This is a genomic window from Streptomyces sp. JK94, assembly GCF_053613315.1.
Map to the genome: position 1 here is coordinate 1 of NZ_JBSICH010000030.1, position 15,141 is coordinate 15,141.

Annotated in this window: 10 protein-coding genes; all 10 read right to left on the reverse strand. The window is 72.9% G+C overall.

All coding sequences use genetic code 11. From position 1 onward, the window contains the following. A partial coding sequence (locus tag ACVV2G_RS24880; protein WP_453845040.1) for a sugar phosphate isomerase/epimerase family protein occupies positions 1 to 743 on the reverse strand: 743 nt, incomplete at its 3' end. Between the two features lie 266 nt (positions 744 to 1,009). Next, complete coding sequence (locus tag ACVV2G_RS24885; protein ID WP_453844985.1) at positions 1,010 to 2,077, reverse strand: SCO3242 family prenyltransferase; 1,068 nt, start codon at positions 2,075 to 2,077, stop codon at positions 1,010 to 1,012. Continuing rightward, entirely contained in the window at positions 2,074 to 3,249 is a 1,176-nt protein-coding gene (locus tag ACVV2G_RS24890; RefSeq protein ID WP_453844986.1) for an inositol-3-phosphate synthase, read from the reverse strand. The genes ACVV2G_RS24885 and ACVV2G_RS24890 overlap by 4 nt, the downstream gene beginning before the upstream one ends. 132 nt (positions 3,250 to 3,381) lie before the next feature. Further along, positions 3,382 to 7,095 (reverse strand): ThuA domain-containing protein, encoded by a 3,714-nt coding sequence (locus tag ACVV2G_RS24895; RefSeq protein WP_453844987.1) that lies wholly within the window; start codon positions 7,093 to 7,095, stop codon positions 3,382 to 3,384. A 266-nt stretch (positions 7,096 to 7,361) separates the two neighbouring features. After that, the gene (locus ACVV2G_RS24900; protein WP_453844988.1) at positions 7,362 to 8,360 is read right to left on the reverse strand and encodes a sugar phosphate isomerase/epimerase family protein; all 999 of its coding nucleotides are present in this window, start codon (positions 8,358 to 8,360) and stop codon (positions 7,362 to 7,364) included. Between the two features lie 16 nt (positions 8,361 to 8,376). After that, positions 8,377 to 9,636 carry a Gfo/Idh/MocA family protein gene (locus tag ACVV2G_RS24905; protein ID WP_453844989.1) on the reverse strand — a complete coding sequence of 420 codons (1,260 nt, stop codon included), beginning with the start codon at positions 9,634 to 9,636 and terminating at the stop codon, positions 8,377 to 8,379. A gap of 85 nt (positions 9,637 to 9,721) precedes the next feature. Next, positions 9,722 to 10,768 (reverse strand): substrate-binding domain-containing protein, encoded by a 1,047-nt coding sequence (locus tag ACVV2G_RS24910; RefSeq protein ID WP_453844990.1) that lies wholly within the window; start codon positions 10,766 to 10,768, stop codon positions 9,722 to 9,724. 17 nt (positions 10,769 to 10,785) lie between these two features. Continuing rightward, positions 10,786 to 11,805, reverse strand: coding sequence for an ABC transporter permease (locus ACVV2G_RS24915; protein WP_453844991.1), 1,020 nt, complete (start codon positions 11,803 to 11,805; stop codon positions 10,786 to 10,788). Beyond that, positions 11,802 to 13,319, reverse strand: coding sequence for a sugar ABC transporter ATP-binding protein (locus ACVV2G_RS24920; protein ID WP_453844992.1), 1,518 nt, complete (start codon positions 13,317 to 13,319; stop codon positions 11,802 to 11,804). Before ACVV2G_RS24920 ends, ACVV2G_RS24915 begins: the two co-directional genes overlap by 4 nt. A gap of 228 nt (positions 13,320 to 13,547) precedes the next feature. Then, a complete protein-coding gene (locus ACVV2G_RS24925) occupies positions 13,548 to 14,729 on the reverse strand; it encodes an ROK family transcriptional regulator (RefSeq protein ID WP_453844993.1) in 1,182 nt (393 codons plus the stop codon). Positions 14,730 to 15,141 lie beyond the last annotated feature (412 nt).

Consider the following 15,141-nt stretch of genomic DNA (forward strand, 5'->3'; position numbering starts at 1 on the left):
GCGTGGGAGTGGCGGGGCAGTTCGACGACGGTCAGGCCCTGGTAGCCGCTGGCCGTCAGGGCGTCGAGGACGGGCGGGAAGTCGATCTCGCCGTCGCCGAAGGGGAGATGCTTGTGGACGCCGCGGCGCATGTCCTCGATCTGGACGTGCCGCAGCCAGGGGGCGGCGTCGCGCACGCAGTCGGCGGGGGACGCGGGCTCCAGGCACTGGCAGTGGCCGATGTCCAGGGTCAGGCCCAGCGGGGCGGGGTCGCCGAGGTCGGTGCGCAGGCGGTGGAAGCCGGCGAGGGTGGACAGCAGATGACCCGGTTCGGGTTCCACCGCGAGGGGCACGCCGGTGTCCTCGGCCGCGTCCAGCACCGGGCCCAGGGCGTCGGCGAGGCGTTTCCAGGCGGTCTCCTCGTCGGTGCCCGCCGGGGTGGGGCCGCTGAAGCAGTGCACGGCGTGGGCGCCGAGGTCGGCGGCGACGCGGACGGCGCGGATCAGCAGGCGGATGCGTGCCCAGCGGGCGTCCGGGTCCTCGTCCAGCAGGGAGGGGCCGTGTTTGCGGCGCGGGTCGAGCACGTAGCGGGCGCCGGTCTCCACCGTGACGCCCAGGCCGAGGGCGTCGAGGCGGCGGGCGACCCGGCGGGTACGGGCGGCCAGGTCGGGGGCGAGCGGGTCGAGGTGCATGTGGTCGAGGGTCAGGCCGACGCCGTCGTAGCCGAGGTCGGCGAGCAGGGCGAGGGCGTCGTCCAGGCGCAGGTCGGCGAGGCCGTTCGTGCCGTAGCCGAAGCGGAGGGGGGACGGAGATGTTCCGCCCTCTTTCCGGGACGGAGATGTTCCGACCCCCTTCCGGGACGGAGCCGCTCCGTCCGCCTCCCGCGGCGGGGCGGTGGCCCTGCTCGCCCCCGCGTCCGCAGCCCGCGCACCCGTGCTCGCGTCCCGGCGCGGGCTCCCGTTCACGCCGCCACTCGCCCCCGGGCGCGCGTTCCCGTTCTTTCCGCGCGGCCCCCGGTCCGGGTACTCGCTCACGTGATGCTCACCTTCCTCATGGCGGCCCGTCGCGCGAACACCCGGCCGGCCGGGGCCAGGGCCGCGACGAGGAGGGACGTGGTGGCCGCCCCGGAGCGGGCGGCGAGCGCGGCCTGGAGCGGGATCGTGGCCCGGATGCCGCCGCCGACGGCCCGTTGGGTGAGCGGCGGCGAGGGGTTGAGCGTGGCGTGGAAGTAGGGGCGGGCGGCCGTGGCGGCGTAGGCGGCGCCCAGGACGGTGGCGAGGGCGGCGGTGGCCCGGGGCGGGCGCTCGGCGGGGCCGGGGCCCGGCAGGCCGGGGGCGGCTGCTGCCCGCCGGCCTGCCGGGGGCCGGGTGCGGCGGTGGGTGGCCAGCCGCGTCAGCGCCCCCGTCGTCGCGAGGGCGGCCAGCGGGGCCAGGACCGAGCCGCCGGTGGTCTCCCGGCGGGACACGGCCGTGACCGCGAGGGTGTGGCTGCCGAGCAGTGCGGCGGAGGGCAGCGCGGCCCGGGTGCCGCCGCCGGTGGCGGCCGCGCCCAGGAGCAGGTCCAGTCCGCGGGCCGCGGCCATGGCCGCGGGCCCGGCGGGGGTGTGCTTCAGCGCGAGGTCGTAGGCCCAGACGGTCGCCGCCAGGGGCGCGGCCACCCGGAGGGCGGGCCGGCCGGCGCCGGCGGCGAGCACCAGTCCCGCGCCGGTGAGGCCACAGGCCGCGGCGAGGGCGGCGGCCGGACGGACACGGCCGGACGGGAGGGGGCGGTGCGGGCGCTCCACGGCGTCCTCGGCGCGGTCCGCCCAGTCGTTCAGGGCCATGCCGGCCTCGTACAGGCACAGGGACGATCCGATGGCGAGCAGGGTGCGGGGCCCGGGGCGGGTGCCCGCCGCCGCGGCGCCGGCCAGGGCGTCACCGGGGACGGTGAAGAGCGCGGGCAGACGCAGCAGTTCGGCCCAGGCGCCCGCGCGTCCGGAGCGGGGTGTGGGGGCCGCGGCACCGCCGGGGGCGGGGACGGCGTCGTCCGGATCGGGCCCGTCCGCCGTCGCCCCGGCCGGTGCGGAGGCGTCCCGCGCCACGGCGTCCGTGCGGCTCACCGCTGTTCCTCGCGCGTGCCGGCACCGTCCCGCAGCCGCCCGGCGAAGCCCCTCAGCTCCGCGTACTGCTCGGCCAGGGAGGCCGGGCCGTCGCCCACGGGGTCCTTGAAGTAGAAGCCCAGTTCCCGCAGCGGACCGGTCAGGCCCTTCTGGTGGGCGCGGGCGGTCAGCCGGGCCAGGTCGAGGACGAGCGGGGCGGCGAGCGCCGAGTCGCAGCCCTGCCAGGTGGTCTGCAAAACCATGCGGGCGCCGAGGAAACCGTCGAAGGCCACGTGGTCCCAGGCGGTCTTCCATTCGCCGAGGGCGGGCACGTCGTCGATGTGGACCTCGCCCTGGGGCGCGGCGCCGAGGGTGTCGGCCAGCACGCGTTCCTTGCCCGCGTTCTTGGCGGCGGCCGCCGCGGGGTCGGCCAGGGCTGCGCCGTCGCCGCCGCCCAGCAGGTTCGTGCCCGACCAGGCGCGCACGGCGAGGGCCCGCTGGAGGAACATCGGGCCCAGCACGGAGCGGAGCAGGGTCTGCCCGGTCTTGCCGTCGCGGCCCGCGTACGGCAGGCCCGACGACTCGGCGAGCGCGGCCAGCGCCGGGTGGTGCAGGCCCGTGGAGGGCGTGAAGTTGACGTAGGGGCAGCCGGCGCGCAGGGCGGCCGCCGCGTAGAGGGAGCTGGGCGGCAGGGTGCCGTCGGTGGGGGTGGGCTCGGTGGAGGCGACGTTCACCACGACGGCGCCGACGAGGTCCTGGCGGTGGACGAAGTCGCGGATGTCGGCGGCGAAGAGGTCGATCCACGCGTCCTGGGTACGGCCCGGGCCGCCCGCGGGGTCCCCGGGGACCGGACCGCCGGGTCTGATCTCCCGGTCGGCGGCGACGAGTTCGGCGTGTACGGCGGAGGGCAGGCCGTGCGGCAGGACGCCGCCCGCGGCCAGGTGCTCGGCACGCTTGGGCAGCGGGCAGTCGAGGGTGTCGTGGCCGCCGAAGACGAGCGACGGCAACGACGGCAGGCCGCTCGCGGCGAAGGGCGGGGTCTCGGTGACCATGCCGGTCGGCGGATGGAGGCCGGCGGCGACGGCGGCGCAGCCCGCGATCGCGGTGGTGGCCACGGATCCGCGTGCCCCGATGAGCCAGACGCCGAGGCGCGGAGCCGGGGAGGAGGTGGGCGGGGACGGTTCGGCGGACATGGGCAGCCTCCTTGTCGTACGCGAACCGGGTGCGAGTGCCGGGAGGGGGAGGAGCGGGGTGCCGGGCGCGGAGGCCCGGCGGGACGGCGGGCGGAGGTCCGGCGTCCGCCGCCCGCCGCCGTTCCGGTGGCCCTAGGAGGGCAGTTCCCTGAGCTGGATGTCGCGGAAGGAGACCTGGTCGTCGGCGCCGTGGTTCTGGAGGCCGATGTATCCGTCCGTCAGGCTCCGCTCGGGGTCCTTGTTGGTGAAGTCGTTGATTCTGACTCCGTTGAGGAACACCTGGAGGCGTTCGCCCTGGACCTTGATCTCGTAGGAGTTCCACTGGCCGGGCGGACGCAGGACCTGGTCACGGGCCTTGATGTTCGCCGACTTGAAGGAGTAGACGGAGCCCGTGGTGCGGTCGGGTGCGTCCGTGGCGTCGATCTGGATCTCGTAGCCCTTGTTCACCGCCGACCACGGGTCGTCGGAGGCCGGGAAGCCCACGAAGATCCCGGAGTTGTCGTCGCCCCGCATCTTCCAGTCGAGCGTGAGGGAGTACGACTCCAGCTCCTTGGCCTGGTACCAGAGCAGGCCCATGCCGCCGCGGGACTCCAGCGTGCCGTCCTTGACGTCGAACGTGCCGGGTCCGGCCTGCTTCCAGCCGTCGAGGGTCTGGCCGTTGAAGATCTTCCGGTAGCCCTTGCCCGGCTTGCAGTCCGCCTTGACCTGGCCGGTGGCGTACTGCATGCCGCCGAGCAGATGGGCGCGGAAGGCCTCCTCGGCGTAGGACTCCTTGGTGTGGCCGCCTCCGGTGTAGAAGGAGCGGCCGCCACCGTAGCTCTGGCACCAGGCGATCGGGTGGTCGCCCTTCATGGTGCCGCCGTCGTAGGTGGTCTCGTCGAGGGTGGCGAGGATCTTGGCCTGTCCACGCGGGTTGGCGCGGTAGTTGTACCACTCGTCCGTGCGCTCCCAGGCGTCGTCCAGGTGCGCGGTCGACGGGTGGTCGTGGTCCTCGACGCGCACGGTGGCCTTCTGGACGGCCGGGTGCGAGTCGAAGTGGGCGCCGACGAGGCCGCCGTAGAACTCCCAGTCGTACTCCGTGTCGGCGGCGGCGTGGATGCCCAGGTAGCCGCCGCCGTTGCCGACGTAGTTCTCGAACGCCTTCTGCTGGTCGGCGTCGAGCACGTCACCGGTGGTGGACAGGAAGGCGACCGCGTCGTACCTGGCGAGGTTGGCCGTGGTGAACTGGCGGGCCTCCTCGGTCGCGGTGACCGAGATGCCGGCCGGCGCGCCCAGTTCCTTGAGCGCGGCGATGCCCTCCGGGATGGAGTCGTGGCGGAAGCCGGCCGTCTTGGAGAAGACGAGGACCTTCTTGCCCTTCTTGAACGGCTCCTTGGAGAACTCGAAGTCGTCCACGTCGTACAGCGCGCCGTCGCCGCCCCGGAAGACCAGGTAGATCTCCGTGGTGCGCTTCGGCAGCGAGCGCAGTGGCACGTCGACGTCCTGGAACGTCTCCCAGCTGCCGGTCGGCGGGATGTACGCCGAACCGTGCAGCTTGCCGGTGGGCGAGCCGGTGCGCAGTTCGACGAAGCCGCCGGCGCCGCCGGAGGAGGCCCGCACGGTCAGCTTCTTCTGCCCGTCGAACCGGTAGGGGCTGAAGGAGATCCAGTCGCCGTCGTCGATGTCGCCGACGGTCTTGCCGCCGTTGGCGCCGGTCTTGTCGATGACCGACACGCCCTGCTGCTCGGTGAAGTGCTCGGCCTGGCGGTGCAGTGGCTGGATCACCGTGCGGGCGGTGCCGGTCAGGGCCTCCTGGCCGTTCGCCCCGCCGTCGGTGTAACTGGCGCCGACGACACCGTAGATGTTGGCATTGGGGTCGTGTCCGCCGTCGCCCGGCGGCGGGTTGAGGGTGCCCTCGCAGCCCGTCTCGCCGGTCAGCTCATGGGCGTGGGAGTCGTGGCCGAGGCTGTAGGCGACCTTGACCCTGGAGCAGTCGACGGTCTCCTCGGGGTCGGTGACCCTCACCTTGAAGGGCACGGGCTCACCGAAGGCGGCCAGGCTGCCGTTGCCCGGGATCTCGATCTTCACCGTGGGTTCGGTGTTGCCGACCACGATGCGGACACTGGCGCTGCCGGTGTTGCCCTCGGGGTCCTTCGCGGTGAAGGTCGCGGTGTAGGTGCCGACCCTCTTGTACTGGTGGGTGGGGGTCAGCCCCTCGCCCCCGGTGCCGTCGCCGAAGTCCCAGCTGTAGGTGAGGTCCGGGGAGTCGGCGTCCTTGGCGGAGGCGGTGAACGTGACCTTCAGGCCGGCGGCGCCGGACGTCTTGTCCGCGCTCACCTCGGCGATCGGGGAGAAGCCGTCCTCGGCGTTCTCGATCCGGTACAGCGCGGAGTGCTCGTCGCCCTGGAACCAGGAGACGCCGTAGTCCAGCACGTAGAGCGCGCCGTCGGGGCCGAACTCCATGTCCATGATCTGGGTGCCGGTCCACGGGAAGTCGTTGATCCTCGCGACGGTGCCGTCCGCGTTCTGCTCGATCCGCTTGATCCAGCGGCGGCCGAACTCCCCCGCGAAGAAGTCGCCGTCGAACTCCTCGGGGAACTTCACCTTGGAGTCGAGATCGGCGTCGTAGCGGTAGACCGGGCCGGCCATCGGGGACTCGGAGCCGCTGCCGAACGCGGGCACGCTGCCGTCGTCGTACGGGATCCAGGCGGCCTGCGCGGGCGGCAGGTCGACGAGGCCCGTGTTGTGCGGCGAGGTGTTCTTCGGAGCGGCGCAGTCGAACTTCTCGCCGGCGGCCTTGGTGGCGAAGTCGTAGTCGACGTAGGCGTCGTTGTCACCGGTGCAGAACGGCCAGCCGAAGTTGGCGGGCTCGGTGACCTTGGCGAACTCGACCTGTCCGGCCGGTCCCCGGTTCGGGTCGGCGGCGCCCGCGTCGGGGCCGTAGTCGCCGACGTAGATCGTGCCGGTCTCGTCGTCGACGCTCATCCGGAACGGGTTGCGGAAGCCCATGGCGTAGATCTCGGGGCGGGTCCTCTCGGTGCCGGGGGCGAAGAGGTTGCCCTCCGGGACGGTGTACGAGCCGTCCTCGGCGACCTTGATGCGCAGGATCTTGCCGCGCAGGTCGTTGGTGTTGCCGGAGCTGCGGCGGGCGTCGAAGGCCGGGTTGCGGTCCGGGCGCTCGTCGATCGGCGTGAAGCCGTCGGAGGCGAAGGGGTTGGTGTCGTCGCCGGTGGACAGGTAGAGGTTGCCCTCGGCGTCGAAGTCGATGTCGCCGCCGACGTGGCAGCAGGTGCCGCGCGAGGCCGCGACGTCCAGGACCTTCTTCTCGCTGGCCGGGTCCAGGGTGCCGTTGGCGTTGAGGACGAAGCGGGAGAGGCGGTTGACGCCGTCGAACTTCTCGAAGTCCTCGGCGGTTCCGGTCTCGGGGGCGTCGGCCGCGGGGGTGTCGAGCGGCGGGGCGTAGTACAGGTAGATCGCCCGGTTGTTCTCGAAGTCCGGGTCGACGCCGACGCCCTGCAGGCCCTCCTCGTCGTGGCTGTAGACGTCGAGCCTGCCGGCGACCTTGGTGACGCCGCCCTGGTCGGTGAGGCGCAGCGTGCCGTCGCGCGAGGTGTGCAGGACGCTGCGGTCGGGGAGTACGGCGAGCGACATCGGCTCGCCCGTCTCCGGCTCGCCCTTGGCGAGCGGTACCTGCTGGAACTGCCCCTCGGCTGCCGCCGGTTCGTCGTGTTCCGGGTGTCCGGGGTGGGCGCCGGCGACGGTCGCCGGGGTGCCCACGGCCAGCATCAGGCCGGTGAACAGGGCGAGGGTGGTGCGCAGCCTGGGGCGCCTCGTGGTCCTGGTGCTTTCGACTCTGCTTCTGTGCACGAAGTCCCTCCGGGAACGGAATGGGCCGTACGGATTCGGTGCGAAGACGTGCGATGCGGCGGGCGCCGGGGTGCGCCGTCACCCCGGGTGCGTGGGTGTCCTGAACACTTCAGGGACGGTAACCGCGTTCTTCCGGGGCCAACACCCCTTGGATCGGGACTGGTTGAACTTTTCCCCTTGACAGGACAAAGCCGTCGGAGGGCAGGCCGGACCGGGGACCGGCGCACCTGCCGGCCCCGTCCCCGGCCTGCCGCCGGGCGGTCGGGTCAGCTGTTGAAGGCGGCGTCGAAGGACGCGGTGGGCGGTTCGAAGTCGAAGGCCTTGAGCCGGGTGAGGGCCTCGGGGGCGCCCTGCAGCCGGTCCATGCCGGCGTCCTCCCACTCGACGGAGACGGGGCCGCGGTAGTCGATGGAGCGCAGCATCCGGAAGACGTCCTCCCAGGGCACGTCGCCGTGGCCGGCGGAGACGAAGTCCCAGCCGCGGCGCGGGTCGCCCCACGGCAGGTGGGAGCCGAGCCGTCCGTTGCGGCCGTCGAGGCGTTTGCGGGCCTCCTTGCAGTCGACGTGGTAGATCCGGTCGCGGAAGTCCCACAGGAAACCGACCGGGTCGAGGTCCTGCCACACGAAGTGGGAAGGGTCGAAGTTGAGGCCGAAGGCGGCCCGGTGTCCGACGGCCCTCAGGGCGCGCTGGGTCGTCCAGTAGTCGTAGGCGATCTCGCTGGGGTGGACCTCGTGGGCGAACCGCACGCCCTCGGCGTCGAAGACGTCGAGGACCGGGTTCCAGCGGTCGGCGAAATCCTGGTAGCCGCGTTCGATCATCGCCTCGGGGGCGGGCGGGAACATGGCGACCAGGTGCCAGATGGCCGACCCGGTGAAGCCGACGACGGTGTCGACGCCGAGGCGCGCGGCGGCCCGTGCGGTGTCCTCGATCTCGGCCGCGGCGCGTTGCCGCACGCCTTCCGCGTCACCGTCGCCCCAGATCCGGGCGGGCAGGATGGCCTGGTGGCGCTCGTCGATGATGGCGTCGCACACCGCCTGGCCGACCAGGTGGTTGGAGATCGCCCAGCACTTGAGGCCGTACTTGTCGAGCAGCTGATGGCGGGAGTCGACGTACGAGGGGTCGGCCAGCGCCTTGTCGACCTCGAAGTGGTCGCCCCAGCAGGCGAGTTCCAGCCCGTCGTAGCCGAAGTCGCGGGCGAGGCGGCAGACCTCCTCCAGAGGCAGGTCCGCCCACTGGCCGGTGAAGAGAGTGAAGTTGCGCGGCATGTCGCTGCCAGCCTCCTCAGGGGGTGATCGGGGTGTAGACGGAGTTCTTCTCGGCGCTCTCCTCCACGGCCGCGAGCACGCGCTGCACCTGCAGCCCGTCCGCGAAGGACGGCTCGGGCCGGCGGCCCTCGGCGAGGGCGTGCACGAGGTCGCGCACCTGGTGGACGAAGGTGTGCTCGTAGCCGAGCCCGTGCCCCGGCGGCCACCAGGCGTCCAGGTAGGGGTGCTCGGGTTCGGTGACGAGGATGCGGCGGAAGCCGGTGTACTCCCCCGGCTCCGTGCCGTCGTGGTACGACAGCTCGTTGAGCCGCTCCAGGTCGAAGGCGAGCGAGCCGCGTTCCCCGTTGAGTTCGATGCGCAGGGCGTTCTTGCGGCCGGTGGCGTACCGGGTGGCCTCGAAGGAGATCAGGGCGCCCGAGGTGAGCCGGCCGGTGAACACGGCGGCGTCGTCCACGGTGACCTGTCCCGTGACACCGTCGGCCGAGCCGGCCGACAGGCCCCGGGGGGCGCCGGCGGGCAGCGGGCGTTCCCGTACGAAGGTCTCGGTGAGGGCGGAGACGCCGGCGATCCGCTCCCCCGTCAGGTACTGCGCGAGGTCGACGATGTGCGCGCCCAGGTCGCCGAGGGCTCCCGATCCGGCCAGTTCCCTGCGCAGTCGCCAGGTCAGCGGCGACTGCGGGTCCACCAGCCAGTCCTGGAGGTACGTCACCCGCACGTGCCGCAGGCGTCCGACGCGGCCCTCGGCCACCATCCGCCGGGCCAGCGCGGTGGCCGGCACCCGGCGGTAGTTGAACCCGACCATCGCCAGCTGCCCGCGGGTGGCCGCCTCGACGGCGGCCAGGGCCATGGCCTCCGCCTCCGCGACGGTGTTGGCCAGGGGCTTCTCGCACAGGACGTGCTTCCCGGCGGCGAGCGCGGCCAGCGCGATCTCGGCGTGGCTGTCGCCGGGGGTGCAGATGTCGACGAGGTCGATGTCGTCCCGCTCCACCAGGGCCCGCCAGTCGGTCTCGGTGCTCGCCCAGCCGTGCCGGTCGGCCGCCGTCCGGACGGCGTCGGCGTCCCGGCCGCAGATCGCGGCCGTCACCGGGTTCAGCGGCAGGTCGAAGACCCGGCCGGCGGTGCGCCAGCCCTGGGAGTGTGCGGCACCCATGAAGGCGTAGCCGACCATGCCGACGCGCAGCGGTGGTCTGGTCGAGGATGCCCCCATCGCCCTGGTGCCGGTGCCGGTGGCTGCTGTCCCCGCCCCTGCCCCGTCGGGCTGCTGCGGCTGTCCCATGCGGATGTCCTCCTCGTCGTCGTGGCGCGGTGGGGGTGGGCCCCGCCCCGGCCGGCTGGTCGGGCCGCTGCCGGGGCGGCAGCCGTCACTTGAAGCCCGTGGACATGTACTGGTCGACGTTCTCCTTGTCGACGACGGCCGAGTAGCAGGTGACGATCGAGGGGATCTCGTACTCGGCGAGACCGCTGACGCCCTTGCCCTGACCGAGGGCGCGGGCCAGGTCGATCGCGGAGGCGGCCATCGTGGGCGGGTAGAGCACGGTCGCCTTCAGTACGCCGCTGTCCGCCTTGATGGCCTGGAAGGCGGAGAGCGCTCCCGCCCCGCCGACCATCAGGAAGTCGTCGCGTCCGGCCTGCTCGATGGCGCGCAGCGCGCCCACGCCCTGGTCGTCGTCGTGGTTCCACAGGGCGTCGAAGTCCGACTGGGCCTGGAGCAGCTGGGCCATCTTGGCCTGGCCGGACTCGACGGTGAACTCGGCGGCCTGGCGGGCCACCTTCTTGATGTTCGGGTAGTTCTTCAGTCCGTCGTCGAAGCCCTGGGTGCGCTGCTTGGTCAGCTCCAGGTTGTCCAGGCCGGCCAGCTCGATGACCTTGGCGTCCGGCGTGTCCTTGAGCTTCTCGCCGATGTAGTGGGCGGCGTTGAGGCCCATGCCGTAGTTGTCGCCGCCGATCCAGCAGCGGTAGGCCTGGGGGCTGTTGAAGATGCGGTCGAGGTTGACGACGGGGATGCCGGCGCGCATGGCCTTCAGCCCGACCTGGGTGAGCGCCTTGCCGTCGGCGGGCAGCACCACCAGGACGTCGACCTTCTTGTTGATGAGGGTCTCGATCTGGCCGATCTGCTGGGCGGTGTCGTTCGAGCCCTCGGTGACCTCCAGGGTCACGTCCGAGTACTTCTCGGCACGCTTGTGGGCGTTGTCGTTGATGGCGTTGAGCCAGCCGTGGTCGGCCTGCGGGCCGGCGTAGCCGATGGTGACCTGCTTGCCCGGCTTGTCGTCGGCGGCCGGCTGGTCGTTCGCGGCGGCCTTGTCGTCGCCGTCGTCGGGGTCGTTGCTCGTGCACCCGGTGAGGACGGCGCCGGCGGAGACGGCGGCGGCTCCGAAGAGCAGTCCTCTGCGGCTCGTGAGTTGCGTCATGACGGTGAACCCTTTCCTCAGTGCGTGCTTGCGGTACGGCGCTGGACCAGCACGGCGGCGACGATGATCGCGCCCTTGGCGATCTGCTGGACGTCGCTCTGCAGGTTGTTCAGGGCGAAGATGTTGGTGATGGTGGTGAAGATCAGGACGCCGAGCACGGAGCCGATGATGTGGCCGCGCCCGCCGGTCAGGAGCGTGCCGCCGATGATCGCGGCGGCGATGGCGTCGAGTTCGTAGAGGTTGCCGTTGGTGTTCTGGCCGGAACCGGCCAGGACGATCAGCAGGAAGGCGGCGATGCCGCAGCACAGTCCGGACAGCAGGTAGAGGTAGAGCCGCTGGCGCCGGACGTCGATGCCGGCCAGCCGGGCGGCCTCGGCGTTGCCGCCGACGGCCACGGTGCGGCGGCCGAAGGTGGTCCGGTTGAGCACCAGCCAGCCGACGACGGTGACGGCCGCGAACACCAGGACCAGGGGCGGGATGCCGAGTACGTAGGCGTCGCGCTCGCCCAGGTCGAGGACGCTCGGGACCGTGACGACCTGGGTGCGGCCGTCGGTGATCTGCAGGGCGAGGCCGCGCGCCGAGGCCAGCATGGCGAGGGTGGCGATGAACGGCACCATCTGGCCGAACGCGATGAGCACCCCGTTGACCAGTCCGCAGCCCACGCCGACCACGACCGCCGTGAAGAGGATGCCGGCGAAGCCGTACTCCTGGGTGGCGACCGTGGTCGCCCACACCGAGGCCAGGGCGACGATGGCGCCGACGGACAGGTCGATGCCGCCGGAGACGATGACGAAGGTCATGCCGACGGTGACGACGCCGATCACGGACGCCTGGGTGAGCACCAGCTGGAGGTTGCGGGTGTCCAGGAACGAGTCGGGCTGGGTGATGCCGCCGATGAGGACGAGGGCGGCGAGCACACCGAGCAGGGTGAGGGTGCGGACGTCGGCGCGGCCCAACTGGACGCGCCAGGCGGGCGGGCCGTCCACCGGTGCCGCCTTGCCGGTGTTGTCCCGGGGCGGGGACACGTGCTGCGTCATGACGCCGGGCTTCCTTCCATCACGAGGTCGAGTACGCGGTGTTCGTCGAGTTCGCGGGCGGGGGCCTCGTGCACGACCCGGCCCTCGCGCAGTACCAGCACGCGGTCGGCGAGGCCGAGCACCTCGGGCACCTCACTGGAGACCAGCAGGACGGCGAGGCCCTCGTCGGCGAGGCGGCGGACGACCGCGTACAGCTCGGCGCGGGCGCCGACGTCGACGCCGCGGGTGGGTTCGTCCAGGAGCAGGACCTTGCAGCCGCGCAGCAGCCAGCGGGCGAGGACCGCCTTCTGCTGGTTGCCGCCGGAGAGGGTGCGCACGGGCACCGAGGGGTTGTCGGGCCGCAGGGACAGCTCGCGGGTCGCCGCGCGCGCCGCGCCGAGTTCGGCCCCGCGGTCGATCCAGCCGCCGCGCGAGAAGCGGGACAGGGCGGACACCGACACGTTGCGGGTGACGGACTCCAGCATCAGCAGGGCCTGCGCCTTGCGTTCCTCGGGGGCGAGCCCGAGCCCGGCGCGCACCGCGGCGCGCACGCTTCCCGGCCGCAGCGGCCGTCCTTCGACGACCACCTGGCCGGTGCTCGCCTTCCGGGCCCCGTAGACGGTCTCCAGGATCTCCGAGCGGCCGGAGCCGACGAGGCCGGCGAGACCGACGATCTCCCCGGGGCGGACCTCCAGGTCGAGGGGGGCGAACTCGCCCTCCCGGGAGAGGCCCCGCACGCTGAGCACGGGCGGTCCCGCCGGTGGTGCGGTGGGCCGCTCGGGGAAGACGTACTCGACGTTGCGTCCGGTCATCAGGGCCACCACCTCGCGGGTGGGCGTCTGCTTGGCGGGCAGCCCGCCCGCGACGGCCCGGCCGTCCTTGAGGACGGTGACCCGGTCGCCGATGCGGCGGATCTCCTCCAGCCGGTGCGAGATGTAGACGACGGCGACGCCGTCGGCGGTGAGGTCGGACACGATGCGGAAGAGGTTGTCGACCTCGTCCGGGTCGAGGGCGGCGGACGGCTCGTCCATCACGATCAGCCGTACGTCGTGGGAGAGCGCCCGCGCCATGGACACGATCTGCTGCTGTGCCGCCGGGAGTTCCCCGACCAGCCGCCCCGGATCGACTTCCGGATGACCGAGTCGCTTCAGGAGCCGAGCCGTTGACGTCTTGGCCGCCCTTCCCCGTACGACGAAGCCGGCGGCGGTCGGCTCATGGCCGAGGTGGACGTTCTCGGCGACCGACAGGTGCTCCACCAGGTCGAGTTCCTGGTAGATGGTGGCGATGCCGAGGCGCATGGCCGCGAGGGGCGAGCGCAGGGTGACGTCCTCGCCGCGCCAGCGGATGGTGCCGGTGTCGGGCTGGTGGGCGCCGGCCAGCACCTTGATCAGGGTGGACTTCCCGGCGCCGTTCTGGCCGAGCAGGCAGTGCACCTCGCCGGCCTGGACGTCGAGGTCGACGCCGTCCAGGGCCCGGACTCCGGGGAACGACTTGGTGATGCCGGACATGCTGAGCAGCGGTGGTTCTGGTGCCATGTGAGGTCCCCTCGGCGGGCGTGCGGGCCGGTGTCAGGGCAGAGCGGGGCAGGGCGGGGTGGGACAGGGCAGGTGGAAGCGGAACGGGGTGGAGCGGAACCGGGTGGAGCAGACCAGGTGGAGCGGAGCAGGGGGCGGATCAGGGCAGGGTGGAGCCGCTGTGCTGGGGAGCGCTGTGCTGGTGCTGTGCGCGGTCCGAGCCGGCCGGGCTCGGGGGCCGGATGACGCCTACGCGGGTGAGAACAGGTGGTCGCTGATCAGCCGGGCCGCGCCGATGACTCCGGCGGTGGGGCCCAACTCCCCCAGGACGATGGGCAGGTTGCCCGTCGCCAGGGGCAGTGACTGGCGGTAGACCTGGGTGCGGATCGCGGCGAGCAGGTTGTGGCCGAGGCCGGTCACCCCGCCGCCGATCACCACGAGCCCCGGGTTGAAGAAGCTGACCAGACCCGCGATGACCTGGCCGGTGCTCCGGCCGCCCTCCCGGATCAGGTCGAGTGCGGTGGCGTCGCCCGCGGCGGCGGCGGCCGCGACGTCGGCGGCGCTGAGGCCCCCGTTCGCCTCCAGCCGGTTCGCGAGCTCGGCCGACAGGCCCTGCCGGGCGGCCTCCGCGGCGTCGCGGGCCAGCGCCGCGCCGCTGAAGTGGGCCTCCAGGCAGCCCCGGTTGCCGCAGGCGCACGGGCGTCCGTCGGGCACGGCCTGGATGTGCCCGATGTCGCCCGCGCTGCCCGTCGTTCCGCGGTAGACCTCACCGCCGACGACGATGCCGCAGCCGATACCCGTCCCGATCTTGACGACGAGGAAGTCGTGCACGGTGCGGGCGACACCCGCGTGCTGCTCCCCCAGCGCCATCAGGTTCACGTCGTTGTCGACCATGACCGGACAGCCGAGTTCCTGGCTGAGCGCCTCCCGCACGGGGAAGCCGTCCCAGCCCGGCATGATCGGCGGAGCCACCGGCACGCCCTCGGGGAAGCGGACCGGCCCCGGGACGCCGATGCCGGCGCCGTCGAAGCCCTCCGCGAGCCCGGAGGCCCGCAGTTTGGCGGCCATGGAGAGCACGTGCTCGAAGACCGCGACCGGGCCCTCGCGTACGTCCATGGGCTGGTTGATGTGCCCGAGGATCTCCAGCTCGGCGTTGGTGACGGCGACGTCGATCGAGGTCGCGCCGATGTCGACGCCGAGGAACCGCAGGCTTGGATGGAGGCGGATGTTGTGGCTGCGGCGCCCGCCGCGCGAGGCGGCGAGTCCGTCGGCCACGACCAGTCCCGTCTCCAGCAGCCGGTCCACCTCGACGGCCAGCTTGGACCGGGAGAGGTCCACCTGGTCGCCGAGCTGGGCGCGGGAGTTGGGCCCTCCGTCGCGCAGCAGCTGGAGCAGCCGGGCCTGGTGGGTGTTGGCGGGTCGTGCCGTCATGCGTCTCACGAACCCCTCCCCGCCTCGATCGGCCTCGAGTGTGCCGGTTCCCGGCCACGTCCTTGGCTTGCTTTCGGAGGGAACGTAGCAGCGGGCGCCGGGGGTGGGAAGAAGTCACGCATGAATTGCTGCGAACTTTCTCCACTGAGTGGACAAAGCCGTGCGGGGCGCGCTCGGCGGCCCGGCACCCGGCCGGGCCGCCCGGCCGTGGCACCGGGCGGCCTCGGTACAGCCTCTGACCTGGTGGTCTCCGCACGCCCGGCACGGGCGCGCGGGCTGTCCGGTGGGCTCGCGTACGGCCGGGTCGCGGTCCGCACGTCAGGATCGGTGACGGCGGCGGGCGGCTGGTGCCCGGTCCGGGACCGCCGGCCGCACCGGCGCCCGGGCCGCGGCACGGAGCGCGCCGCGGTCC

Coding starts and splice junctions, on each gene's coding strand:
- ACVV2G_RS24890 (WP_453844986.1), bottom strand. CDS start 3,249: ATGTCCGCCGAACCGTCCCCGCCCACCTCCTCCCCGGCTCCGCGCCTC.
- ACVV2G_RS24900 (WP_453844988.1), bottom strand. CDS start 8,360: ATGCCGCGCAACTTCACTCTCTTCACCGGCCAGTGGGCGGACCTGCCT.
- ACVV2G_RS24905 (WP_453844989.1), bottom strand. CDS start 9,636: ATGGGACAGCCGCAGCAGCCCGACGGGGCAGGGGCGGGGACAGCAGCC.
- ACVV2G_RS24910 (WP_453844990.1), bottom strand. CDS start 10,768: ATGACGCAACTCACGAGCCGCAGAGGACTGCTCTTCGGAGCCGCCGCC.
- ACVV2G_RS24915 (WP_453844991.1), bottom strand. CDS start 11,805: ATGACGCAGCACGTGTCCCCGCCCCGGGACAACACCGGCAAGGCGGCA.
- ACVV2G_RS24920 (WP_453844992.1), bottom strand. CDS start 13,319: ATGGCACCAGAACCACCGCTGCTCAGCATGTCCGGCATCACCAAGTCG.
- ACVV2G_RS24925 (WP_453844993.1), bottom strand. CDS start 14,729: ATGACGGCACGACCCGCCAACACCCACCAGGCCCGGCTGCTCCAGCTG.